Raw genomic sequence first — 23,422 nt, forward strand, 5'->3', positions numbered from 1 at the left:
CAACTATTTTCGTTATAGAAAAACTTTCAGTTCAATCCATTTGATCTTGAAAAACCCTCCTCCCCTGTCAGATCTGACAGGTTACGTCTCGCGTCCGTCTTGATAGCGTTACTCCACCCACGCCCAACGCGTGCGCACCGGATGAAACCATGGCAGATCAAGACCTGAGCATCACCACGCCTTCCATCACCAAAAGCTCGTCGATCGCGATGATCGGCAAGGGTTGGAGCTCCGTGGGCCCGACCGGCGAGGCGTCGTTTCAGCTACCACTGCCCATTTCCAGCGGCCGTGGCGCTGACCCGCAGTTGTCACTGGCTTACAGCAGTCAGTCCGGCAATGGCCCGTTCGGCATTGGCTGGAATCTGGGCAACGGTCAAATCCGGCGCCGGACCAACAAGGGCGTGCCGCGTTATGGCGATGATGACGAAATCATCGGACACGATGGCCAGATATGCATGCCCGAACGCAATGCGGACGGCACGATCAAGTCGCGCTTCGAAAGCAGATTCAACGGAAAGAACATCGGTCTTCACTCTGTGGTCTGCTATTCGCCAGAGGTCGAAAGCGTTTTCACCATCAGGGAACGCTGGCAGCCGGTAAGAAAAGAGCGGGACGAGCAGAAGCCCGTATTCTGGCTTGTGTACGGCCCCGACGGCTCATTGCATATGTACGGCAAAACAGCGGATTCGCGCATAGCGGACCCTGATGATCCGCTACGCGTGGGTGTCTGGCTGCTTTGCGAAAGCATGACCGCCCACGGCGAGCATATTTGTTTCGATTACAAGGCCGACGATCAAGACCCCGACCCCGTCCATGACTACCGCGCCCAGCGTTACCTGCATCGGGCGTTATACGGCAATTGCACCGCCAGCCAGGACCTGTACACCTGGACGGTCGACAACCCGGCCGATCTGGGCTGGCATTTTCATTTGCTGTTCGACTACGGTGAACGCACCCTTTCGCTAACCGAAAAACCCGCTTATGGCGGCGATTCCCTGAAACCCTGGCTGACCCGTCCGGATGCCTTTTCGGCCTTTGGGCACGGTTTTGAAGTGGGCACACGCCGGCTCTGTCAGCAGGTGCTGATGTTTCACTACTTTCCTGCCGAATTGGGCGCCGAACCGGCATTGGTTCGGCGGCTGCTGCTCAAGTACAACCAGAACACACCGCAATGGAGCTACAGCCAGATCACCTCGGCCCACTATCAGGCCTGGGATGCCAGCGGTTCTGTGGAAAACACCCCGCCGGTGCAGTTCGAGCATTCACCTTTCAGCCTAAACAAAACGCCCGTACGGTTGCTCGAAGCAGACAACATGCCGGGCGTCGAGGATGGCGGGTTCTACCAGTGCGTCGATCTTTACGGCGAAGGCTTGCCGGGCTTTCTCTGCCGCTATGACCAGTGCTGGTACTACCGGGAACCGGTACGTGCCCTGTCCGGGCCGGATGACATCGGTTACAGCCCATGGAAAGCGTTGGAAAACATTCCGGTCGCGAACCGCAATAAACCCGTGCTTCAGATACTGACCGATCTGACCGGTGATGGCCGTCTCGACTGGATCACCGCCCAACCGGGCTTGAGTGGTTTCCGGACCTTGAATGCCGATCGCACATGGGCTGAATTCAAGACCTTTACCCTGTTCCCGGTAGAGTTTTTCAGTGCGTACTCACAGTTGGGCGACCTGGCTGGCGAGGGGCTTCTTTCGCTGGCAGTGATCGGGCCACGTTCCGTGCGTTTTTACCGCAACAATCTTGAGGACGGTTTCCAGCAGGCCGAAGAGGTTCCCCATGAGCCCGGGGATGACCGGCTTCCCTTGTTCAGCAATGCCGCCAGCGAACTGGTATTTCTGGGCAACCTGTTGGGCAGCGACACGACCGATCTGTGCCGCATACGGCACGACGAAATCAAATGCTGGCCCAATCTGGGACACGGCAAGTTCGGTAAGGGGCGAGTACTCAGCGGTCCTGCGTTCAAATACGACGAGTTCAATTGCGCACGGGTGCGGATCGCCGACCTCGACGGATCCGGCGCACCGGCATTGATCTATCTGAAATCCGATGCGTTCGAGATTTACCTGAACCGTGGCGGCAAAGGCCTGGAAAAGGACCCGATCAGCGTGCCATGGCCTGAGGGTGTGCGATACGACCGACTGTGCGAGGTCACGTTCGCCGACCTGCAAGGCCTGGGCTGTGCCAGCCTGATCCTGACGGTGCCGCACATGAAGCCGCGCCACTGGCGCTACGACTTTGTGTCGGTCAAGCCCTATTTGATCACATCCAGCAACAACAACATGGGATGCAGCGCCCGCGTCGTCTACCGCAGTTCGGCGCAGGAATGGCTGGATGAAAAGCAGGAACGGCTTTCTGATAAGCTGCTGGAAGTCCCTGTGTGCTTTTTGCCGCTCACTGTGCAGGTTGTCAGTCGGCAACTGCAACTGGACGAAATCACCGGCAACTGCCTGAGCCAGGGGTTCAAGTACCGCGAGGGTTATTACGACCCGATTGCTCGTGAGTACCGGGGCTTTGGCCATCTGGAACAGACCGACAGCGAAAGCGCCACGGGCGATGATGATATCGGCTTTACGGCGCAAACCCGGGTCCGGAGCTGGTTTATTATCGGCCAGTTCATGGACAGGCCGCGCGATGGCTATTTCGACAAGGACAAAGATGCCTTCGCGCTGGGTGGGACATTGCTCAGCGAATATGACCCCATCAACGAGTGCGATGTGCCGTTCCCGCCGCCCGACGAAACCATCAAGTACGAAATCGCCCGGGGGATGTCCGGGACGCTCATGCGGGTCGAAACCTACAACGGCGAAGACGACCCGCTCACGCCACAGCCTTACACGGTCGAAGAATACCGCTACCTGGTTCGCCAGGTGCGGCCTAAAGGTGACCACTATCCCGATGCGATCATCCTGCCTCTGCTGCTAGAGAAGATCAGCTACCAGTACGAACAATTTATCGACGACCCTTTGTGCCAGCATGAAATCAATCTGTGCTGGAGCAAATATGGTCTGCCCACCCACTCCGTGGCCATCAGCTATGCACGCCGCCGAACCGTAGGGAACACCCCGCCTTTTACCGATCCCGATGAACAACAGTGGTGGCGCGACGCCCATGACGACGCGCAGCAGTCGTACTACCTGAGCGAAACCCGTGCCCAGTTCATCGATCTGGATGCCGATCCGCAGCACCGGCGATTGGGCTTGCCCTGGCAGCAGCGCGCCAATGCGTTGATCTTGCCCAAAGGGCCTCTGCCCGGCGGCCTTGAGCTGGACAAAATTACATTTAAGGAATTGACCGATCATCAGGATTCCGGAGAGTGGAATGCCCTGCGAGTGCTGACCCAACAGTCGGTGCAGCGTTACCTCAAGACCGAAGATCAGTCGCTGATGCCCGATGGCAAGGCCGAATACGAAGCCCTCGCCGGCCCGCTGGAGGTGGCGCAACTGGACAAGACCGCGCTGGACGCCTACAGCGAACTGTCTTCACCCTTCGACATCCGGGACGAGCTGGCGAAAATCGGTTACACCCCTATGAAGCTGCTGTTCGAAACACCGCCGCCGGCCGACGACGAAGACAACCTGTGGTCAGCCCGGTACGGTTTTGCGAAGTACGACAATCTCGACGGCTTTTACAAAGTACTCGAGTACCACGAGACCCCCAGCCACGGCGTGACAAAGGCCGAATACGACACCTACCGTCTGGCGATCAAAAGCGTCGAACTGCCCGATGGCTGTACGACCCGGATCGAATACGACTATCACGCGCTGCAACCCGTGCGCATCATCGATGCCAACGAGAATGTTCAGGAAGCCATTTACGAACCGTCCGGACAACCCTTGGCCATCAGTGTTTTCGGCACCGAAAACGGCAGCGCCGCTGGCTTCAAACCGCTGTGCGAGTTCGTGCGCCCGGTGGATCATCGCCCGGATCCGGCCATCGAAAACCCGGTGGATGCCATTCAAAAAGCCGCCAGCACGTTGCGCAAGGACTTGTTCAGCTGGATGGGGCAATTGCCGCCGGCCGTCAGCCCCGAATCGCTCGCCGAATGGATCACGAACGGTTACGTCTTGCCCAGCGGACATATTTGCGCCAGCGCCCGCCAACGCTTGCAGCAAGGCACCGCGATGACCGTGTCGGAACAAGCGTTGAGCGAACTCATCGCCACGGTTCGCCGCGAGCCGGTGCATAGCGTCATCCTCAGCGCCGACCGTTACCCCGACGATCCGGTTCCGGCACAGATCCAGATCGTCAAAGCCTGTGTGGATGGCTTTGGCCGGGCGCTGCAAACACAGCAACTGGTCGAACCCGGCATGGCTTATGCGGTGGACGCCGACGGCAAGCTGACCATCGAGAATGGCCAGTATCTTGAGGTATACGCCGACCCACGCTGGCGCATCAGCGAACGGGTCGAATACAACAATAAAGGCCTGCCGGTTCGACAGTTCCGGCCGTTTTTTGCCAATTCCCATGGTTACGTCAACGACCATTCCCTGCATAAGCTCGGCTATTTCGATCAGCTGTTTTATGACGTGCTGGGCCGCCTGATCAAACTGATCAACGCCAAAAAGGACTTCTCCCGCGAGACCTATCACCCCTGGTACCACACCAGCGAAGACTTCAACGACACCGCCGGGCTGATATCGGAACCACAGGCGGCGCACTCATGACAACCGAGATCCATCGGCGCACGCCCTCGCTCGCGGTGAGTGACGGCCGCGGCCTGCCGATCCGCCAGATCGTTTATCTGCGCACTGTCGCCGGTAAAACCGCTACCGCCCTGGTGACCCGCCAGCGCTACGACGCGGCCGGACGCCTGGTGGCGCAATGGGATCCGCGCTTGCCCAAGCCTAACCTCGCTACCGTTTACGGGTTGGCCGGCGAACCGCTGAAAATCGACAGCGTTGATGCCGGCTGGCGCCTGACTCTGCCGGGGCTGGCCCGTGAGGCTTTGCAGCGCTGGGATGCGCGTGGCAGCCATTGGCGCACGACCTTCGATAATCAAATGCGTGGGGTGGCGGTCGAGGAAAATGGCGTGGCCGACGTCGATGTTTTTACTTACGCCCACGCTTCGGCCGATGCAGGGCACAACCTGCGTGGGCAGTTGCTTGAACAGAAGGATGCGTCGGGTACGCTGCGCCTGGACAGCTATGGCCTACTCGGCCAGCCACTGACGCAAACCCGCACCTTTCACGATGCCGAGGCCTTCACCAGCCGCGGCATCTTCAGCCCGCTTGGCGTCGTGCTGGAGCAGATCGATGCCGGCGGCCATCGGCAGCAATCGTGCTACGGACTTGCCGGGCAACTCAAGCAGGTGCAGTTGCTGGTCAATGGCCAGACCGATTGGCAACCGGTATTGCTCGATGCGCAGTACAACGCTGCCGGGCAGATCATCGAACAGCAGGCCGGCAACCAAGTTATCAGCCAGTGGACTTACGATCCCGCCGACAGTCGTCTGCGCGCACAGCACAGCCAGAAAACCGCCGGGCCGGTGTTGCAAAGCCTTGAATACTTCTACGACCCTGTCGGCAACATTACCCGCATCGAAGACCATGCCTTCGAGCCGGTTCATTTCGCCAATCAGCTCATCGACGGCCACCGCGATTTCACCTACGACTCGCTGTACCGGTTGGCCAGTGCCACCGGTTATGACGACACCCCGCCATCCGACATCCCGGGCCTGCCGCAGCCAACCGATCCGAAAAACCGCCTCAACTACACCCAGACCTACCAGTACGACACAGGTGGCAACCTGATCGAGCTTTGCCATGTGCGCGACGGCGCCGGTTACACCCGCCAGATGCGCATTGATCCGAACAGCAACCGTGGGGTGCGCTGGAAACCGAGCGACGCAGAACCGGTGTTCGACACCTTGTTCGACCGCCACGGCAATCAGCAGAACGTACAACCCGGCCAACCGCTGAACTGGAGTGCCCGCAACGAGCTGGAAAGCGTCATCCTGATCCACCGCGACGACGGTCGCCACGACGCCGAGCATTACCACTACAGCCAGGGTGTGCGGGTGTACAAACGCCACGAAACCCATGCCGGAGCAACCGCGCATTTTCATCAGGTTCGTTATTTGCCGGGCCTTGAGATTCGCAGCAAAGACAACGGCGAGGAGCTGCACGTCATCAACCTCGCCATCGGCGTCGGCAGTGTGCGTTGCCTGCATTGGACGCAGAAAAAACCTGACGGTATTGATGCCAATCAACTGCGCTACAGCCTCGATGACCATTTGGGCTCCAGCGTGATGGAGCTGGATGGGCAAGCGCAACTGATCAGCCACGAAGGCTATTACCCGTTCGGCGCCACGGCGTGGATGGCCGCCCGTTCGGCAATCGACGTCAACTACAAGTTCATCCGCTATTCGGGCAAGGAAATGGATGTCAGCGGACTGTATTACTACGGGGCGCGGTACTACGCACCGTGGTTGCAGCGCTGGGTCAGTGCCGATCCAGCGGGGGAGATGGATGGGCTGAATCTGTACGGGTTTGTCGGAAATAATCCGTTGTCGTACGTGGATCCGGACGGCAGACAGAAAGAGAAGCGCGAAATCGTCGATTACTCAAAGTTCATTACCGTACTCGGTGGCTATGCCGCCACTACACTGGACCAGATGCTCAACGTTGCCCATCAGCAGAATATCGGTAAGGAACTGCTGAAAAACCTGGTGGGAGAATCCATCAATGCCGGGATCGGTTTCGTCGGCGGCTATTACGGCAGCCAGAATTTCGACTTTCTCCTGCCCGATAACGTGCATGTGGCCAACTTCACCAGGCAGAGTAAACCCATGTATTCGCAAGGTGTGGTTGGCGGGAACATCGGCGCCGATATTGCGGGAGGGACAATCGGTCCCTTCACTCCGGCCGCAAGCCTGATCAGGCCACTGATTCCACAAACGTCGGCGATGACCATACAAGCCATTGATCGAGAGGCTGGCATCAGCACGTCAGACCGTTCGACGGACTGGGTGCAGGAAAGTGTCGGTTTTTTTCTGAACCGTGCCGTCGGGTCAGTGGTGCCGGCCGTCAATGTGGCGCTCAACATGGGCTCCCGGGTGCAGGAAGCCGAGGACATGAAGAATCGCCTGGACCCGGTCAAGATCCAGAAGATCGAAACGATGCTTGATAGCTGGAAACAAACCATCGAAGAGCGCTCGGCAAACGTCGAAATGGCGTATGGCCGCTTGAAGCAGGAAACGGTGAATCCAATCGACCTGATCCCCAATGTGACGCACATGACCGACATGTCAAATTACCAGCCGATCCGACGCAGTACCTTGCAACAACAGGGCAAGGCTGTCCTGGGTATGATCGAAAGCACCCAGACAATCGTGTCTTGGTACAAGGAAGATGGCACCACAGATAACCAGTACCTGATGAAACAGGCACGTGAGAGCAAACGCGCGAACCAGCATCGTTGAGTTCGAGCTACAGTCCTTGAGCAAAAGGTTGCGACATGAGACCACTGATGCATTGGCGCACCCCGAAAATCACCGCCAGCGACCCTCGCGGTTTACCGGTGCGCCATGTCGCCTGCTTACGCAACGTACTCGATGGCCCGCTGCAATCGCAACAATCCAATCATTTTTATGCCACTGACGTAACCATCGGTCATTTAAGGCAGACACAGGCCAGGCTCAAGGGCTAGTGGTCAGGTATGAATACGGCAAGCAAATCGCGATCTGCGTGCTATCGTGCTTGCCCGTCTTGCGCCTGATACTTCCATGCTTGTGACCTCTCGCTCCTTGCGTCTGATGCTCTACACCCTGCTGATCATCGCCGGTGCCGCCCTCGCCGCCACCCTGGCCATCCGCCACACCGAACGCCAAGCCCTGGTGGAAGATGCCGCGCGCGCCAATCAGCAGTTATCGCTGTACGCCAACTCCCTGCACACCCTGATCGACCGCTACCGTGCCCTGCCCGCCGTATTGGCGCTGGACCCGCAACTGCGCGCCGCGCTAAGCGGTGAAGTGAGCCCCGAGCAGCAGCTTGCGTTGAATCGCAAACTGGAAAAAATCAACGGAGCAGCCCACTCATCGACCCTGGAACTGCTCGACCGCACCGGCCTGGCCGTGGCCGCCAGCAACTGGCGCTTGCCCAGCAGTTACGTCGGCCACAATTACGGTTTTCGCCCCTATTTCAGCCAGACCCGCACCCAAGGCACCGGGCGTTTTTACGCAGTGGGCGTGACCAGTGGGATTCCCGGTTATTTTCTGTCCAGTGCGGTACTGGGCGACAACGACCAGTTCCTCGGCGCCATGGTGGTGAAACTCGAATTCCCGGAACTGGAGCGCGAATGGCGTCAGGGCAGCGATACGTTGCTGGTCAGCGATGCGCGCGGGATCATCTTCATTGCCAACCAGCCTGGCTGGCGCTATCGCCAATTGAAGCCGCTGAGCGACAGCGATCGCGCCGAGCTCAAAGCCACGCGCCAATACGACAAACAACCGCTGACCCCGCTTGAATATCAATCGGTGCGACGCTTCGACGACAACAGTGCGCTGACCCGGGTGGATGGCCCCGACGGGACGGCGGATTACCTGTGGGAATCGCTGCCGCTGGCCACCGAAGGCTGGACGCTGCACCTGTTGCGTCGCCCGCACGTCGCGTTTGAAGACCGCCGCAACGCCGGGCTCGCTGCCGCCGGCGCCTGGCTGACGCTGGTGTTTCTGCTGCTGTTTCTCAATCAGCGCTGGCGTTTGGCGAAATTGCGCCAGCGCAGTCGCGAAGAACTCGAACAGCTGGTGGAAGAACGCACCCGGGATCTGCGCACCGCTCAGGACGGGCTGGTGCAATCGACCAAACTCGCAGCGCTGGGGCAGATGTCCGCCGCGCTCGCCCACGAAATCAATCAGCCGCTGACCGCCCAGCGCATGCAGCTTGCTACTCTGAGGCTGCTGCTCGATCACGGTCGGGTCGAGGATGCCTACAAGGCACTGAAACCGGTGGACGACATGCTCACGCGCATGGCCGCCCTCACCGGCCACCTGAAAACCTTCGCCCGCAAAAGCCCCAGCGGTCTGCGCGAACGGCTGGACCTGGCAGCGGTGGTCGATCAATCCTTGCAGTTGCTGGATGCGCGCCTGCGTGACGAGCACATCAGCACCGTGCTACATCTGACTCGCCCGGCCTGGGTGCGTGGCGATGCGATTCGTCTGGAACAGGTGCTGATCAACCTGCTGCGCAATGCCCTGGATGCGATGCACGACAAACCCTGCAAGCGTCTGGAAATCCGCCTCGAAGCCGATGAGCAATTGTGGCGCCTGACCGTCGCCGATAACGGCGGCGGCATTGCCGAAGAGAACCTGGGACAGGTGTTCGATCCATTCTTCACCACCAAACCGGTGGGTGATGGCCTGGGCCTCGGGCTGGCTGTCTCCTTCGCCATCGTCCACGAAGCGGGCGGGCGCCTGAGTACCGATAATGGCGAAAACGGCGCGGTGTTTACCCTGACGTTGCCTATTGATCTGGAGGTGCCTGGCTGATGCTCAATTCGGTGATGGTGGTCGATGACGAAAGCAGCATCCGCAGCGCCGTCGAACAGTGGCTGAGCCTGTCGGGGTTCGAGGTGCAGCTGTTCAGCCGCGCCGATGAGTGCCTGGCGCAACTGCCCAGGCATTTCCCCGGAGTGATCCTCAGCGACGTGCGCATGCCCGGTATGACGGGGCTGGAGCTGCTGGCCGAAGTCCAGCGCCGCGATGCCGACTTGCCGGTGATCCTGCTGACCGGCCACGGTGATGTGCCGATGGCCGTCGAAGCCATGCGCGATGGCGCTTATGATTTCCTTGAGAAGCCTTTCAGCCCGCAAACCCTGCTGAGCAGCCTGCGCCGCGCGCTGGACAAGCGCCGGCTGGTGCTGGAAAACCGTGCCCTGCACGAACAGGCAGACAATCGCGCCAAACTCGATGCGACGCTGCTGGGGGTATCTCGTGGTTTGCAGACGTTGCGCCGGCAGGTGCTGGACCTGGCGACGTTGCCGGTCAACGTGCTGATCCGGGGCGAAACCGGCAGCGGCAAGGAGTTGGTTGCCCGTTGCCTGCACGACTTTGGTCCCCGTGCAGACAAGCCCTTCGTGGCGCTGAACTGCGCGGCGATTCCCGAGCAGTTGTTCGAGGCCGAATTGTTCGGCCATGAGAGCGGCGCGTTCACCGGCGCCCAGGGCAAACGCATCGGCAAGCTCGAATACGCCGATGGCGGCACACTGTTTCTCGATGAAATCGAAAGCATGCCCCTGGCCCAGCAGGTGAAATTGCTGCGGGTGTTGCAGGAGCAGAAGCTTGAGCGATTGGGCTCCAATCAGAGCATCCACGTGGATTTGCGGATCATCGCCGCAACCAAACCCGATTTGCTGGATGAAGCCCGGGCCGGACGTTTTCGCGAAGATTTGGCCTATCGATTGAATGTCGCCGAGTTACGTCTACCGCCATTGCGCGATCGGCGTGAAGACATTCCACTGTTGTTCGAGTTCTTTGCGCAAAGTGCCGCCGAGCGCTTGGGCCGTACCTTTGCCCCCTTGAGCGGGCCGCAACTGAGCCATCTACTGAGCCACGACTGGCCGGGTAATGTGCGCGAGCTGGCGAACGTCGCCGAGCGACAAGTGCTGGGCCTCGGCGAACCGGAACCGGTGGGGATCGATCCCGGCCAGTCTCTGGCGGCGCAGCAGGAAGCCTTCGAAGCGCATTGCTTGCGCGCGGCACTGACCCGGCATAAGGGCGATGTGAAAGCGGTGCTTGAAGAGCTGCAACTGCCGCGTCGTACCTTTAATGAAAAGATGCAGCGGCATGGGTTGAGTCGGGAGATGTTTTTGCAGGACAGCTGATTTTGCCGTGCCTGTTCTGTCCCCATCGCGAGCAGGCTCGCTCCCACAATGGTTCTGCGTACACCAATTTACTGTGGGAGCGAGCCTGCTCGCGATGAGGCCGGCACAGGCAAAGAAACCCATAACTCTATAAGCGGATTCCCGCTCGCGCCCGATCCTGAATGCGCGGATTTCCGCTCACCAAAACCTCCCACCCCCTCTAAACCGGCCCTCCACCCCTTGGCACAGCTCCTGCTATAGCCCAAGCAGGCTGCGTTTAAACGCGCTCCACAAAAACAATTAAACGAAGGATCCTTCAATGGATAACTCCAACGCCCTGCCTCTTGGGTCGGCTGCCGTGCCGGCTAAAGAAAGAACCACCGCCAGCCGGATCAAATCGATCTTCAGCGGCTCTGTCGGCAACATGGTCGAGTGGTACGACTGGTACGTCTATGCCGCCTTCTCCCTGTACTTCGCCAAAGCCTTCTTCCCCAAAGGCGACACCACCGCCCAACTGCTCAACACCGCCGCGATCTTCGCCGTGGGCTTCCTGATGCGCCCGATCGGTGGCTGGTTGATGGGGCTCTACGCCGACAAGGCCGGTCGCAAACGTGCGTTGATGGCCTCGGTGTACCTGATGTGCTTCGGCTCGCTGCTGATCGCCCTGAGCCCGGGTTATGAAACCATCGGCATCGGCGCGCCGATCCTGCTGGTGTTCGCCCGCCTGCTGCAAGGTTTGTCGGTCGGGGGTGAGTACGGCACCTCGGCCACTTACCTCAGCGAAATGGCGACCAAGGAACGTCGCGGCTTTTACTCCAGTTTCCAGTACGTGACGTTGATCTCCGGCCAGCTCATCGCCCTGGCGGTGTTGATCGTGCTGCAACAGACCCTGACCACTGAAGAGCTGTACGCCTGGGGCTGGCGCATTCCGTTCGCCATCGGTGCGCTGTGTGCCGTGGTCGCTCTGTACCTGCGTCGTGGCATGGAAGAAACCGAGTCGTTCACCAAGAAAGAGAAAGCCAAGGAAAGCGCGATGCGCACCTTGATGCGCCACCCCAAGGAACTGATGACCGTGGTCGGCCTGACCATGGGCGGCACGCTGGCGTTCTACACCTACACCACGTACATGCAGAAATACCTGGTGAACACCGTCGGCATGAGCATTTCCGACTCCACCACGATTTCCGCGGCCACGCTGTTCCTGTTCATGTGCCTGCAACCGATCATCGGCGGGCTGTCGGATAAAGTCGGTCGTCGGCCGATCCTGATCGCCTTCGGTATTCTGGGGACGCTGTTCACCGTACCGATCCTGACCACCCTGCACACCATCCAGACCTGGTGGGGCGCGTTCTTCCTGATCATGGCGGCGCTGATCATCGTCAGCGGCTACACCTCGATCAACGCGGTGGTCAAAGCCGAACTGTTCCCGACCGAGATCCGCGCCCTGGGTGTTGGTTTGCCGTACGCGCTGACTGTATCGATCTTCGGCGGTACCGCTGAATACATCGCGCTGTGGTTCAAGAGCATTGGCATGGAAACCGGTTACTACTGGTATGTCACGGCGTGCATCGCGGTGTCGTTGCTGGTGTACATCACCATGAAAGACACCCGCAAACACTCGCGGATCGAGACGAACTGACAGCAAGATTGATGGTGGCTGTTAAGGCCCCATCGCGAGCAGGCTCGCTCCCACAAAGGTCTGGTGTACGCAGATCCAATGTGGGAGCGAGCCTGCTCGCGATGGCCGCTACTCGGTTTCAAGACAACTTTGCAACTTCCTGCTTCCCTCCCACAATCATCCCCGCCCGTCACTCACGCAAAAGAGCGCGATTAATCGCTGGTTAATGCCCAGGACTCATCCTGCACCCGTCTGATCAATGTGCAAATGAACCTGGAGCTACCACCATGAAAACCCGACTGATTCTCGCCCTGACCCTCTCCGTGCTGGCCGCCAATACCTTCGCCGCCGACGGTTACGACCGCACCGGTTCCGCCGTTTCAACCGCTGACAGCAATGTTGTCGCTTCCAATGGCCACGACCGCAGCGACGCAGCCAAAGTCGCTACCAACGGCGCCGACCACACCGACGCTGCCCGCACCAACTGATCCCCAATACAACACCACAGCCCGGCCTTCGCCGGGCTTAGTCGTTTCTGGGGGAAAGTAAAATGCCAGGCTCGACACAAAACAATGTGGGAGCGGGCTTGCTCGCGAAAGCGGCTTAACATTCAACAAGGATGCTGACTGATACACCGCTTTCGCGAGCAAGCCCGCTCCCACATTAGGTCTCATCGCTGGAAATAACCCGCTCGTCCTTGCACTATGATCAATCCCGAAACAAAGCCTCAGGAACCCCGTTCATGCCCGACGACATCCACTTCTACGAACCCGCCAATGGCCACGGCCTGCCGCATGATCCGTTCAACGCCATCGTCGGCCCGCGCCCTATCGGCTGGATTTCCTCCCAGGATGCCAATGGCCGCCTGAACCTGGCGCCCTACAGCTTTTTCAACGCCTTCAACTACATCCCGCCGATCATTGGGTTTTCCAGTGTCGGGCGCAAAGACAGTTTGAACAACATCGAGCAGACCGGCGAATTCGCCTGGAACCTGGCGACCCGCCCACTGGCCGAGCAGATGAACCAGAGCTGCGCCATGGTCGGGCCTGAGGTCAATGAATTCGAACTGTCCGGGCTGACCACCGCCACGTCGAAAATCATTCAGGTGCCACGGGTTGCCGAAAGCCCGGTGTCCTTCGAGTGCAAGGTCACGCAGATCATTCAGTTGCAGCGCGCAAACAAGGAAGTGGTGCCGAGCTGGCTGATTCTCGGCGAAGTGGTTGCCGTGCACATCGCCAAATGGCTGTTGAAAGAGGGGGTGTACGACACCGCCGCGGCAGAACCGATTCTGCGCGGCGGCGGGCCGGCGGATTATTTTCAGCTGGGGCCAGAGGCACTGTTCAAGATGTTCCGCCCGGGGGCGGTCAAGTAATTACCAGAGCAGGTCGGCGTCTTCTTTAACGTCTTTGAGGCGGGTCAGCTCTTTGGCTGCGGCCTCGTCGGCTTCATGAGCGGTCTTGAAAGTCTGGCCTTCCAGCACTTTGTGAAAAGTCGGGGCACCGGAACCGCCGAGGGCTTTGACGGCAATCGCGGCATGGTAACCGCCCTCGCCCGGTACTACTGCTGAAACGGCTTCGAAGTGTTCAAAGGCTTTGCGTGCCATGTCGCGGATCCTGGCTAATGGAGAATTGCGCCATTAAACCCTCAACCGGCGAGTTTGTGTACCGCTGCCTGGGACTGACCAAGGGCCTGGGCCGCCGAGACATCCTTGAAGGTATGGAAATCCAGGCTGTTGACCACCAGCTCCTGCACCAGCTCGGCAAAAACCTGCATCGCCGGGCTGCCGAAGTAAGCGGTCATGGCCTGTTGGTTGTCCCAGAAACCGGACACCAGCCACAGCTCTGGATCGCATTGCGAGTGCTGCAGGGCGAAGCTCAGGCAACCCGGCGCGTTGCGCGATGGCTCGATCAGGGCGCTCAGACGTGCACCGAGTTCTGCCGAACGCCCGGCGCGGGCGCGGACGAAGGCCATATGACTGACGGGGATCTGCGTAGACATGTTCAACCCTCCCAGGTCATCCAGTGGCAGCCGGGGACGGGCTGCGACAGGATCCAAGATTAGGCGGCGCGCCACGGTCGTCGTTAGTCGATTCCTGCCGGCTTGTTGCACAATCCTGCGCGGCTGCACCAAACGCCTGTGACAGCATGTAAAACAATGTCACACCGCTGCAACACGACTTTCAAGCAAGTTTTCCCGGCGCTGCCCTGCCATAGCAGCCCCGCGTATTCACCCCGTGCAGAATCAGGCAAGCTTTGGGCAGGATGTGTCTACCGCTGTCCCTTGCACAAATTTAAGCTCAGCCCATTACCAACGCGTCACCGAGGATGCCCTGCATGTCGTCGCTCGATCATTTTCAAGCCCCGCTGGATGCCGACATGGAAAAACAGCGCGCGGAACTGGCCGCCCTCATCCGCCGTAACACCATAGAGGATGGCACTTATGCCACTGCCGTCGGTTCGCTGTTCATGTCGCGCCACAGTAAAAACCATGAGTTCGCCCCAGTGCTGGCGCAACCGGCCCTGTGCATCATGGCCCAGGGGCGCAAGGAAGTACGGCTGGCGGATGAATACTTTAATTACGACCCGTTGAATTACCTGGTGGTGTCGGTCTCGATGCCTTTGAGCGGGCGGGTGGTGAATGTCTCGCCCGAGGAGCCGATACTCGCCGTGCGGCTGGACATCGACCCGGCAGAAATCACTGCGCTGATTGCTGATGCCGGTCCCATTGGCGTGCCCACACGGCCCACCGGCCGCGGGCTGTATGTCGAGCAGATCGACTCGGCAATGCTCGACGCCGTGCTGCGTCTGGCGCGTTTGCTGGACACCCCCAAAGACATCGCCATGCTGGCGCCGCTGATTCGCCGGGAGATTCTGTATCGGCTGTTGCGCAGCCAGCAGGGTCATCGGCTGTATGAAATTGCCATCGCCAACAGCCAGAGCCATCGCATCAGCCAGGCGATCAAATGGCTCAATGGCAATTATGAGCAACCGCTGCGCATTGATGATCTGGCGCGGGAAGTGAACTTGAGCGTGTCGACACTGCATCACCGCTTCAAGGCGATGACGGCGATGAGTCCGCTGCAGTATCAGAAGCAGTTGCGCCTGCAAGAGGCACGGCGGTTGATGCTGGCCGAAGGGCTGGAAGCGTCGGCGGCGGGTTACCGGGTGGGGTATGAAAGCCCCTCTCAGTTCAGCCGTGAGTACAGCCGATTGTTCGGGGCACCGCCGCTCCGGGATTTGGCGCGGTTGCGGTTGTCGGTTTGATCTGACTTTTTCGGTGCGGCTACTGACGCCTTCGCGAGCAAGCCCGCTCCCACAGGGGATTTGGTGGACACAAAATAAGTGAACACCGCAGATCCAATGTGGGAGCGGGCTTGCTCGCGAAGAGGCCGGCAAAGGCGACCCACCTCTAAAGTCAGGCGCTCAACACGCGGCAAGCCTCCGCCGGCAACGTCACCGACACCGGATTGCCAATGTTCAACCCAACCCCCTGACACGGTGTACTCAACGCGGTAAACGACACCCCGGAACACTCGACAGTGGTTTCAATCGTCGCGCCAATATCCCGCACAAAGGTCACCTTCCCGAGCAAGCGATTCCCCGCCGTGGCCTGGGGGTGCGACAGTTGCAGATCCTCAGGGCGAATCAGCATTTTCACCTTCTCCCCCACCACAATGCTGCTGCAGATCGGCACTTCCAGTGCATCGCCACCGGGTAGCCCGATCTTGCCGTTGCCCAGCGCCGTGGCCGGAAAAATATTCCCCGAACCAATAAAGTCCGCAACGAACTCATTGGCCGGATGCCGATAGATTTCAATCGGCGTACCCACCTGCTGCACCCGATGCTCGCCCAGCACCACGACGATATCGGCCATGGTCATGGCTTCGCGCTGGTCGTGGGTGACCATGATGGTGGTGATGTTCAAACGCTGTTGCAGCTGACGGATTTCCACCTGCATCGACTCGCGCAACTTGGCGTCCAGCGCCGACAGTGGTTCATCGAGCAGGAGGATTTTCGGGTGGTTGGCAATCGCCCGGGCAATCGCCACGCGCTGACGCTGACCGCCAGAGAGTTTCGCCACCGGGCGATCAATCATTTCCTGCAACTGAATCAGCGCCAGCAACTCCACCACCCGCGCCTGCTGGTCAGCCTTGCTGACCCCGCGCAGTTTCAGCGGATAAGCGATGTTCTCCCCCACAGTCATGTGCGGAAACAGCGCCAGCGATTGAAACACCATGCCGAAATTGCGCTGATGCGCCGGCGTATGGCCGATGTCTTCACCGTCCAGGCGAATCTCGCCACCGGTCAGGGTTTCAAGCCCCGCGATCATGCGCAACAAGGTGGTTTTGCCGCAACCCGAAGGGCCGAGAAAACACACCAGTTTGCCCTCGGGCAAATGCAGGTTCACATCTTTTACCGCGCAAGCCGAGCCGTAATGTTTCTCGACGTTTTCCAGAATCAGACCAGTCATGTTGCACCTCAAATCAAAAGGAAACGCCGCCTTCACCAACCAGCTTCTCCAACGCCCAGATCAGGACGAAGTCGATCAGCACGATCAGCACGGCAAACGAGAAAACGGTAGGGTCGAGCGAAGACACGGTGCGGCTGTACATCCAGATCGGCACGGTCATGACGTCGATGGTGTAGAGGAAATAGGTCACGGTGAATTCGTTGAACGAGACGATGAACGCCAGCAGCATGCCCGCCAGAATTCCCGACTTCATCAGCGGCACCACCACATCGACAATCGCCCGCAACGGTGAAGCGCCGAGCATTTGCGCGGCCTCTTCGACTTCGCTACCGATGGAGAGCATCGCCGCAGTGCAGTTTTTCACCACGAACGGCAGCGCCAGAATCACGTGGGCAATCACCAGTCGCGAGGTGGTGATCTGGAACGGCAGGCTGTCGAACACCAGCAGCAAGGCCAACCCCAACACCACCATCGGGAACACCAGCGGCAGCGACATCAGTTGCAGCGCCACGGCTTTACCGCGGAACTCGCAACGGGTCAGCGCGTAGGCTGCCGGCACCGCGATAATCGTCGCGAAAATCATGGTGAGGCAGGCCACCATCAGGCTGGTGGTCATGGCTTTGCCGAGGCTCAGCACATCGCTGGAGTCTGGCGAGACGAAGGTGTTCCAGGCGGCTTTGTACCATTGCAAGCTGTAGCTGCTGGGCGGGAAGTCGAGGTTCGACGCACCGCTGAACGACATGACGATCATGGTCAGGATCGGCAACACCGCCAGCAGCAAAATGAAGCCCGACAGGATGCCGGCGAACTTGCCGGTATCGCCCGGCAGCAGTGAGTGGCGCTTCTTGATCAGGGTGCTCATTGGGAAGCCTCCAGCATGCGCCGACGACGGCCAGTGATGTATTCGGACAAGGTCATGATCGCCAGGGTGGTGACGATCAGCACCACACCGGCAGCGGACGCGGCGGGCCAGTTCATCAGCGGAGCGATCTGGTCATGCACCATCACCGCCAGCATCGGCACACGCCGACCACCGAGCAGCAGCGGCACCACAAAACTGCTGGCGTTGTAGGCGAACACCAGCGTCGCGCCAGTGATGATCCCCGGCAAACTCATCGGCAACACCACCTGGCGAAACACCTGCAAGCGACTGGCACCGAGGGTGGCAGCGGCTTCTTCGTAAGTGCGGGCGACGCCGCGCATGGCGCTGGCAATCGGCAGCACGGCCAACGGGAACGCGGTTTGCACCAGCCCCATCAATACGCCGTTCTGGTTGTACAACAGCATGATCGGGCGCTTGATCAGGCCCAGGCCCATCAGCGCCTGATTGAGCATGCCGCCGGGGCCGAGAATCACCAGCCAGCCGTAGCTTTGCAGCAGCAGGTTGACCAGCAACGGCAGCAGCACCGCCGCGAGGAAGATCCGGCGCACAAACGGTGAGGTCAGCCGCGACATGGTGTAGGCCACCGGGATCGCCAGCAGCACCGCAATCACCGCGCTGATCAGCGCCAGGCGCAATGTCAGCAGCAAGGATTTGAGGTAATAGGGTTCCAGCAATTGGGCATAACTGGCCAGGCTGAACCCGGTCCACTCCGCGCCTTTGGTGCCCACGCTCATGCGCAGCACCAAGAGGCTCGCGGCAATCAGCACACCGAGAAACAGCATCGACGGCGAGAGGAAAAACCAGGCGCGTGCCGTCGGTGAGACACCCCGATTGATGCGCACTGGTGCGGCGCTTACCGGATGGGTCAGAGGTTGATGTTCCATAGCAAGGGTCTCGTCAATGGAAAGCAGCTGAGCGAACACAGGCCTCGAAACCACGTTGAACCCTGTGGGAGCGGGCTTGCTCGCGAAGGGGCCGTGTCAGTCGACATCAATGTTGAATGTCACACCGCATTCGCGAGCAAGCCCGCTCCCACATTGGGTTTGTGGTGCTCCAAAGGACCGGTGTTCGCCACTCGATCAGGAAGAAAAGATTTCCGTGTAACGACGAATCCATTGGTCATGCACGGTGGCCAGGAAGGCGTTGTCGTGCATGATCGCCTTCTCGGCAATCTGCTCCGGCGTGAGGATGTAGGGGCTCTTGCGCGCTTCGGCGGAGATGATCGCCTTGGCGTTGACCGGGCCGTTGTAGATGTCTTCGGCCATCTTGCCCTGCACCAGCGGGTCCAGAGAGTGGTTGATGAAGGCATAGGCCAAATCGATATCGCCCGGGCGATTTTTCGGCATCACCGACAGCATCAGGTCGGTGTAGAAGCCTTCCTTCATGCCGAACGTGGCGCCCAGACCGTAGGCCGGATCGCGAATCTGTTTCGGGAAAAATGCCGGCGCATACAGGCCACCCATGTCCAGAGAACCGGTGCGGAACAGCTCGGCGATCTGGTTCGGGTTTTCGCCCAAGGTCACGACGCGATCTTTCAGCTCGGCGAGTTTCTTGAAGCCCGGCTCAATGTTGTGTTCGTCACCACCGGCCAGTTTGGCGGCGATGATGATCAGGTCCATGGCCTCGGTCCAGTTCGGCGGCGGCAGGAAGATGTTCGGCGACAGGTCTGCGTCCCACAGGGCGGCGTAGCTGTCCGGCGCCTCTTTGATGGTGCGGGTGCTGTAGACCAGACTGTTGCACCACAGCAGATAACCGATGCCGTGACCGTTGGCGCCGGTGCGGTATTTCTCCGGCACATCGACCAGGTTGGGGATGCGGTTGAGATCAGGTTTTTCCAGCAGCCCGGCGGCGGCCAGACCTTCGGCGCCGACGCCAGCCAGGGTGATGATGTCGTACTGCGGGCGATCACCGGCGGCCTTGAGTTTGGCAACCATTTCCGAGGTGCTGCCGGTGCGGTCAGCGATGACCTTGCAGCCGTACTTGTCTTCGAAGGTCGCCGCGATATTGCGCAATGCGGCAAGGCCAGTGTCATCGGACCAGGTCAGCAGGCGCAGGGTCTTGCCCTGGAAGCGTGTATCGCTGGCATTGGCCTTGATGAACGGCATGCTCATGGCCGCCGCAGCTACGGACGCCACGCCCACGGTTTTGATGAATTGACGTCTGTTCAGATCGTGCTCGCCCATGAAGGACTCCCTTTGTTTTTTTAAGTATGAGGTTGGTCGCAACCCTTGCATCCGCGCGGTCAGATCAGCTCCAAGCCCCCGGTTTCAAAGGGCAAGAGCGGCGCCGACAGCTTCATCCTGAGGTCGAGCAAAACACCTGACTATCGATAAAAACTCATTGAAGCCATGACACCAGTGCATGCCTCATCAAGAGGCATGCACTCACCTTTTTCGTGCCTTCAGACGGCCCGAATCACGTGTTTGATTTCCTGGAACGCCTGCAAACCCCACGGCCCTAATTCGCGGCCGATGCTGCTCTGTTTGTAGCCACCCCAGGCGGTCTGCGGGAAGATCACTTGCGGTGCGTTTATCCACACAAGCCCCGCCTGCAAAGCGTTGGCGACGCGATCCGCGGCCTCGCTGTCGCGCGTGACCACGCTGGCCACCAGGCCGAACTGGCTGTCGTTGGCCAGGGCAATTGCCTCGGCTTCAGAGGTGAAACTGCGCACGCAGATCACCGGGCCGAAAATCTCTTCGCACCACAGCGCACTGTCGAGGGGCACGTCGATGAAAATGGTCGGCTGCAAAAAATAGCCGCGTGGCAGATCTGCCGGGCGATTACCGCCGCAGATCAGCTTCGCCCCAGCACTCAAACCACGGTCGATGTGGCCCAGCACACGTTGGTATTGCGCCTGATTGACCAGTGCACCCATTTCCACATTCGGGTCGAACGGGTCGGCCACGCGAATGGCTTCGGCGCGCGCCTTCAATCGCGCTACAAATTTTTCCGCCAGTTCATCGGCAACCAGCACGCGGCTGGTGGCGGAGCACATCTGCCCGGCGTTGAAGAAACCGCCGCCACAGGCCACTTCGACCGCCAGTTCGATATCGGCATCGGCGAGAACCAGCAGCGAAGATTTACCGCCCAGTTCCAGGCTCACGCCTTTCACGGTTTCCGCCGCCCGCTGCATCACCTGCACGCCGACAGCGTTGCTGCCGGTGAAGGAAATCTTGGCGATACGCGGATCAGCCGACAGCGGCGCGCCGACGGCCAGACCGGTGCCGCAGACCAGGTTGAACACCCCGTTTGGCAGGCCGGCCTCGGCAATGATCGTCGCCAGTTCCAGCTCCGGCAGCGGCGTCACTTCTGACGGTTTAAGCACCACACAACAACCGGCGGCGAGGGCCGGGGCGAGTTTCCAGGCGGTGGTGACCATCGGGAAATTCCACGGCACGATCAGCCCCACCACACCGTACGGTTCGCGGCGCAAACGGGCGCTGAAATCATCGCTCGGCAACGCCACGGCGCTGTCCTGTTTCGCGTCCAGGCCTTCGGCCAGATCGGCGTAATACTCGAAGGTGGCGATCACATCGTCGACGTCGATGGCCGCTTCAAACAGCGGTTTACCGTTGTTGCTCGACTGCAACTTCATCAACTGCTCGCGACCGGCCTGCACGCCCGCGGCGATTCTGCGCAGGATCGCACCGCGTTCGGTGCCGGTGGTTTTCGACCATTCTTTGAAAGCGTTGGTCGCCGCCGTGACGGCCTGATCGACAGCGCCTTCATCGCCGCCGTTAACGGTGGTCAGCAGCGCTTCGGTCGCCGGGTTGATCACGCGCAAATGTTCATTGCCGGACGACCATTGGCCGTCGATGTACAGACCATCAAGCGTGGTCGGGAACGTCGCAGAAAAACTCATTTCGACACCGCCTTCATCCACTGGGTCTGGTCGACTTCAATCAAGGTCGGGCCTTGGCGATCGGTGGCCAGGCGCAATGCGCTACGCAGTTGCTCGACACCGTTGACCGCCTCGGCCGCGCAGCCCAGGGCCTTGGCCACACCGATGAAGTCCGGGGTGTAGATGTCCACGCCCACCGGTTCGATGGCGCGGTTAACCATGTATTTCTTGATCTCTTCGTAGCCCTGGTTATTCCACAGCAATACGATCACCGGCGTGCATGCTTCCACTGCACTGGCGAGTTCCGGCAGGGTGAATTGCAGACCGCCGTCGCCGATCAGGCACACCACCGGAGGGCGTGCGCCGCCTTCGACGCTGCCACCGAGCCAGGCGCCAATTGCCGCCGGCAAGGCGTAACCGAGGGTGCCGTAACCGGTGGAGGAGTTGAACCAGCGACGCGGGCGTTCCGGGTTGAAGGTCAGGTTGCCGGTGTACACCGGTTGGGTCGAATCGCCGACGAACACCGCGTTCGGCAATTCGTACAGCACGGTTTCCAGGAAGCGGGTCTGGGCCAGGGTCGGGGCGTCCCAGGTCGCGGCCAGTTCCTCGCGCAAACGTGCGGCACGCACCTGACCCCAGTCATTGCGGCGCTCGGCCAGCGACTTGTGGGACAGCGCGCTCAACAGGGCCTGGGCGGCGTTGCGCGAGTCGGCCACCAACGCGACTTTCGGCGGGTAATTACGCACGGTCTGGTCAGGGTCGATGTCCACGCGCAGCAGCACGCCGGGGATTTCGAAGCCGCCGGCGAAGGTGACGTCGTAATCGGTTTCGGCCAGTTCGGTGCCGATGGCCAGCACCACGTCGGCCTCGGCCACCAGCGCACGGGTTGCCACCAGGCTTTGGGTCGAACCGATCAGCAGCGGGTGGCTGGACTCGAGCATGCCCTTGGCATTGATGGTCAGGGCCACCGGCGCGTCCAGCAATTCGGCCAGTTCTGTCAGCTCGGCCGCGGCATCGATGGCACCGCCACCGGCGAGAATCAACGGACGTTTGGCACCGGCCAGCAAGTCGGTCATGCGGCTGATCGCGCTTGGCGAAGCACCAGCGCGATCAATGTTCACCGGCACGCTGGCGAGCAAGTCATCGGCCTCTTCGACCAACACGTCCAACGGAATTTCGATGTGCACCGGACGCGGACGGCCAGCCTGGAACAGCGCGAAGGCGCGGGCCAACACGCCCGGCAATTCAGCCGCCGACATCAAGGTGTGGGAGAACGCTGCCACGCCGCCGACCAGTGCGCTTTGGTTCGGCAGTTCATGCAACTTGCCGCGACCGCCGCCCAATTGGCTGCGCGATTGCACGCTGGAGATCACCAGCATCGGGATCGAGTCGGCGTAAGCCTGGCCCATGGCAGTGGTGATGTTGGTCATGCCAGGGCCGGTGATGATGAAGCACACGCCCGGTTTGCCGCTGGTGCGCGCATAACCGTCGGCCATAAAGCCGGCGCCCTGTTCGTGACGCGGAGTGACGTGGTTGATGCTCGAACGGGCCAGCCCGCGATACAGCTCCACGGTATGCACCCCGGGAATGCCGAACACCTGCTCGACCCCGTAATCTTCGAGTAACTTGACCAATACTTCGCCGCACGTCGCCATGTCTTTGCCCTTTTTGTTCGTTTGAGACGCCGGGCCTGCGCAGTGTTTATGATGGGTTGGCAGGTCCAGGGATGGCCTCATTGGAACGGGCGACACGTAGCCGCAACAATGGATAAAAAGTCATACTAGCCATGTCCTCACGTCATACC

The 23,422-nt window shown here is 60.1% G+C and carries 17 protein-coding genes; 9 read left to right on the top strand and 8 right to left on the bottom strand.

Translation table 11 applies throughout. The annotated features are described in order from the left end of the window. The first annotated feature begins 149 nt into the window (after nt 1-149). The 8 genes from ACA044_RS23990 (at nt 150) to ACA044_RS24025 (ending at nt 13,796) form a co-directional block, all read left to right on the top strand. Nucleotides 150-4,673, top strand: coding sequence for a SpvB/TcaC N-terminal domain-containing protein (locus ACA044_RS23990; protein ID WP_497443575.1), 4,524 nt, complete (start codon nt 150-152; stop codon nt 4,671-4,673). Beyond that, the gene (locus ACA044_RS23995; protein ID WP_497443576.1) at nt 4,670-7,429 is read left to right on the top strand and encodes an RHS repeat-associated core domain-containing protein; all 2,760 of its coding nucleotides are present in this window, start codon (nt 4,670-4,672) and stop codon (nt 7,427-7,429) included. The genes ACA044_RS23990 and ACA044_RS23995 overlap by 4 nt, the downstream gene beginning before the upstream one ends. A gap of 35 nt (nt 7,430-7,464) precedes the next feature. Continuing rightward, nucleotides 7,465-7,656 carry a hypothetical protein gene (locus ACA044_RS24000; RefSeq protein WP_497443577.1) on the top strand — a complete coding sequence of 64 codons (192 nt, stop codon included), beginning with the start codon at nt 7,465-7,467 and terminating at the stop codon, nt 7,654-7,656. A 76-nt stretch (nt 7,657-7,732) separates the two neighbouring features. After that, nucleotides 7,733-9,493: a sensor histidine kinase gene (locus tag ACA044_RS24005; RefSeq protein WP_497443578.1), complete on the top strand. Its 1,761-nt coding sequence runs from the start codon at nt 7,733-7,735 to the stop codon at nt 9,491-9,493. Beyond that, entirely contained in the window at nt 9,493-10,827 is a 1,335-nt protein-coding gene (locus ACA044_RS24010) for a sigma-54-dependent transcriptional regulator (protein ID WP_497443579.1), read from the top strand. Before ACA044_RS24005 ends, ACA044_RS24010 begins: the two co-directional genes overlap by 1 nt. 298 nt (nt 10,828-11,125) lie before the next feature. Then, nucleotides 11,126-12,445 carry an MFS transporter gene (locus tag ACA044_RS24015; protein ID WP_497443580.1) on the top strand — a complete coding sequence of 440 codons (1,320 nt, stop codon included), beginning with the start codon at nt 11,126-11,128 and terminating at the stop codon, nt 12,443-12,445. A 266-nt stretch (nt 12,446-12,711) separates the two neighbouring features. Then, nucleotides 12,712-12,912, top strand: coding sequence for a hypothetical protein (locus ACA044_RS24020; RefSeq protein WP_497443581.1), 201 nt, complete (start codon nt 12,712-12,714; stop codon nt 12,910-12,912). 254 nt (nt 12,913-13,166) lie between these two features. Next, nucleotides 13,167-13,796, top strand: coding sequence for a flavin reductase family protein (locus ACA044_RS24025; protein ID WP_497443582.1), 630 nt, complete (start codon nt 13,167-13,169; stop codon nt 13,794-13,796). Here the strand turns inward: ACA044_RS24025 and ACA044_RS24030 are convergent, their stop codons facing one another. After that, nucleotides 13,797-14,027 (bottom strand): hypothetical protein, encoded by a 231-nt coding sequence (locus tag ACA044_RS24030; protein WP_008010028.1) that lies wholly within the window; start codon nt 14,025-14,027, stop codon nt 13,797-13,799. 41 nt (nt 14,028-14,068) lie between these two features. Beyond that, nucleotides 14,069-14,422 (bottom strand): antibiotic biosynthesis monooxygenase family protein, encoded by a 354-nt coding sequence (locus tag ACA044_RS24035; protein ID WP_497443583.1) that lies wholly within the window; start codon nt 14,420-14,422, stop codon nt 14,069-14,071. 335 nt (nt 14,423-14,757) lie between these two features. On the opposite strand from ACA044_RS24035, the gene ACA044_RS24040 reads away from it, so the two are divergent. After that, nucleotides 14,758-15,687: an AraC family transcriptional regulator gene (locus tag ACA044_RS24040; RefSeq protein ID WP_497443584.1), complete on the top strand. Its 930-nt coding sequence runs from the start codon at nt 14,758-14,760 to the stop codon at nt 15,685-15,687. A gap of 151 nt (nt 15,688-15,838) precedes the next feature. Here the strand turns inward: ACA044_RS24040 and ACA044_RS24045 are convergent, their stop codons facing one another. The 6 genes from ACA044_RS24045 to ACA044_RS24070 form a co-directional block, all read right to left on the bottom strand. Then, nucleotides 15,839-16,894, bottom strand: coding sequence for an ABC transporter ATP-binding protein (locus ACA044_RS24045; protein ID WP_497443585.1), 1,056 nt, complete (start codon nt 16,892-16,894; stop codon nt 15,839-15,841). Between the two features lie 13 nt (nt 16,895-16,907). Continuing rightward, nucleotides 16,908-17,756: an ABC transporter permease gene (locus ACA044_RS24050; RefSeq protein WP_497443586.1), complete on the bottom strand. Its 849-nt coding sequence runs from the start codon at nt 17,754-17,756 to the stop codon at nt 16,908-16,910. After that, a complete protein-coding gene (locus tag ACA044_RS24055; protein ID WP_052967302.1) occupies nt 17,753-18,661 on the bottom strand; it encodes an ABC transporter permease in 909 nt (302 codons plus the stop codon). Before ACA044_RS24055 ends, ACA044_RS24050 begins: the two co-directional genes overlap by 4 nt. 195 nt (nt 18,662-18,856) lie before the next feature. Then, nucleotides 18,857-19,960 carry an ABC transporter substrate-binding protein gene (locus tag ACA044_RS24060; protein WP_497443587.1) on the bottom strand — a complete coding sequence of 368 codons (1,104 nt, stop codon included), beginning with the start codon at nt 19,958-19,960 and terminating at the stop codon, nt 18,857-18,859. Between the two features lie 218 nt (nt 19,961-20,178). Next, nucleotides 20,179-21,639: an aldehyde dehydrogenase family protein gene (locus ACA044_RS24065; RefSeq protein ID WP_497443588.1), complete on the bottom strand. Its 1,461-nt coding sequence runs from the start codon at nt 21,637-21,639 to the stop codon at nt 20,179-20,181. Beyond that, nucleotides 21,636-23,273: a 5-guanidino-2-oxopentanoate decarboxylase gene (locus ACA044_RS24070; RefSeq protein ID WP_497443589.1), complete on the bottom strand. Its 1,638-nt coding sequence runs from the start codon at nt 23,271-23,273 to the stop codon at nt 21,636-21,638. The genes ACA044_RS24065 and ACA044_RS24070 overlap by 4 nt, the downstream gene beginning before the upstream one ends. Nucleotides 23,274-23,422 lie beyond the last annotated feature (149 nt).

Source organism: Pseudomonas sp. LBUM1673 (assembly GCF_059695645.1).

Bases quoted from the DNA above. Each gene is read 5' to 3' on its own strand.
- ACA044_RS23990 (WP_497443575.1), top strand. From the start codon at position 150: ATGGCAGATCAAGACCTGAGCATCACCACGCCTTCCATCACCAAAAGC.
- ACA044_RS23995 (WP_497443576.1), top strand. From the start codon at position 4,670: ATGACAACCGAGATCCATCGGCGCACGCCCTCGCTCGCGGTGAGTGAC.
- ACA044_RS24000 (WP_497443577.1), top strand. From the start codon at position 7,465: ATGAGACCACTGATGCATTGGCGCACCCCGAAAATCACCGCCAGCGAC.
- ACA044_RS24005 (WP_497443578.1), top strand. From the start codon at position 7,733: ATGCTTGTGACCTCTCGCTCCTTGCGTCTGATGCTCTACACCCTGCTG.
- ACA044_RS24010 (WP_497443579.1), top strand. From the start codon at position 9,493: ATGCTCAATTCGGTGATGGTGGTCGATGACGAAAGCAGCATCCGCAGC.
- ACA044_RS24015 (WP_497443580.1), top strand. From the start codon at position 11,126: ATGGATAACTCCAACGCCCTGCCTCTTGGGTCGGCTGCCGTGCCGGCT.
- ACA044_RS24020 (WP_497443581.1), top strand. From the start codon at position 12,712: ATGAAAACCCGACTGATTCTCGCCCTGACCCTCTCCGTGCTGGCCGCC.
- ACA044_RS24025 (WP_497443582.1), top strand. From the start codon at position 13,167: ATGCCCGACGACATCCACTTCTACGAACCCGCCAATGGCCACGGCCTG.
- ACA044_RS24030 (WP_008010028.1), bottom strand. From the start codon at position 14,027: ATGGCACGCAAAGCCTTTGAACACTTCGAAGCCGTTTCAGCAGTAGTA.
- ACA044_RS24035 (WP_497443583.1), bottom strand. From the start codon at position 14,422: ATGTCTACGCAGATCCCCGTCAGTCATATGGCCTTCGTCCGCGCCCGC.
- ACA044_RS24040 (WP_497443584.1), top strand. From the start codon at position 14,758: ATGTCGTCGCTCGATCATTTTCAAGCCCCGCTGGATGCCGACATGGAA.
- ACA044_RS24045 (WP_497443585.1), bottom strand. From the start codon at position 16,894: ATGACTGGTCTGATTCTGGAAAACGTCGAGAAACATTACGGCTCGGCT.
- ACA044_RS24050 (WP_497443586.1), bottom strand. From the start codon at position 17,756: ATGAGCACCCTGATCAAGAAGCGCCACTCACTGCTGCCGGGCGATACC.
- ACA044_RS24055 (WP_052967302.1), bottom strand. From the start codon at position 18,661: ATGGAACATCAACCTCTGACCCATCCGGTAAGCGCCGCACCAGTGCGC.
- ACA044_RS24060 (WP_497443587.1), bottom strand. From the start codon at position 19,960: ATGGGCGAGCACGATCTGAACAGACGTCAATTCATCAAAACCGTGGGC.
- ACA044_RS24065 (WP_497443588.1), bottom strand. From the start codon at position 21,639: ATGAGTTTTTCTGCGACGTTCCCGACCACGCTTGATGGTCTGTACATC.
- ACA044_RS24070 (WP_497443589.1), bottom strand. From the start codon at position 23,273: ATGGCGACGTGCGGCGAAGTATTGGTCAAGTTACTCGAAGATTACGGG.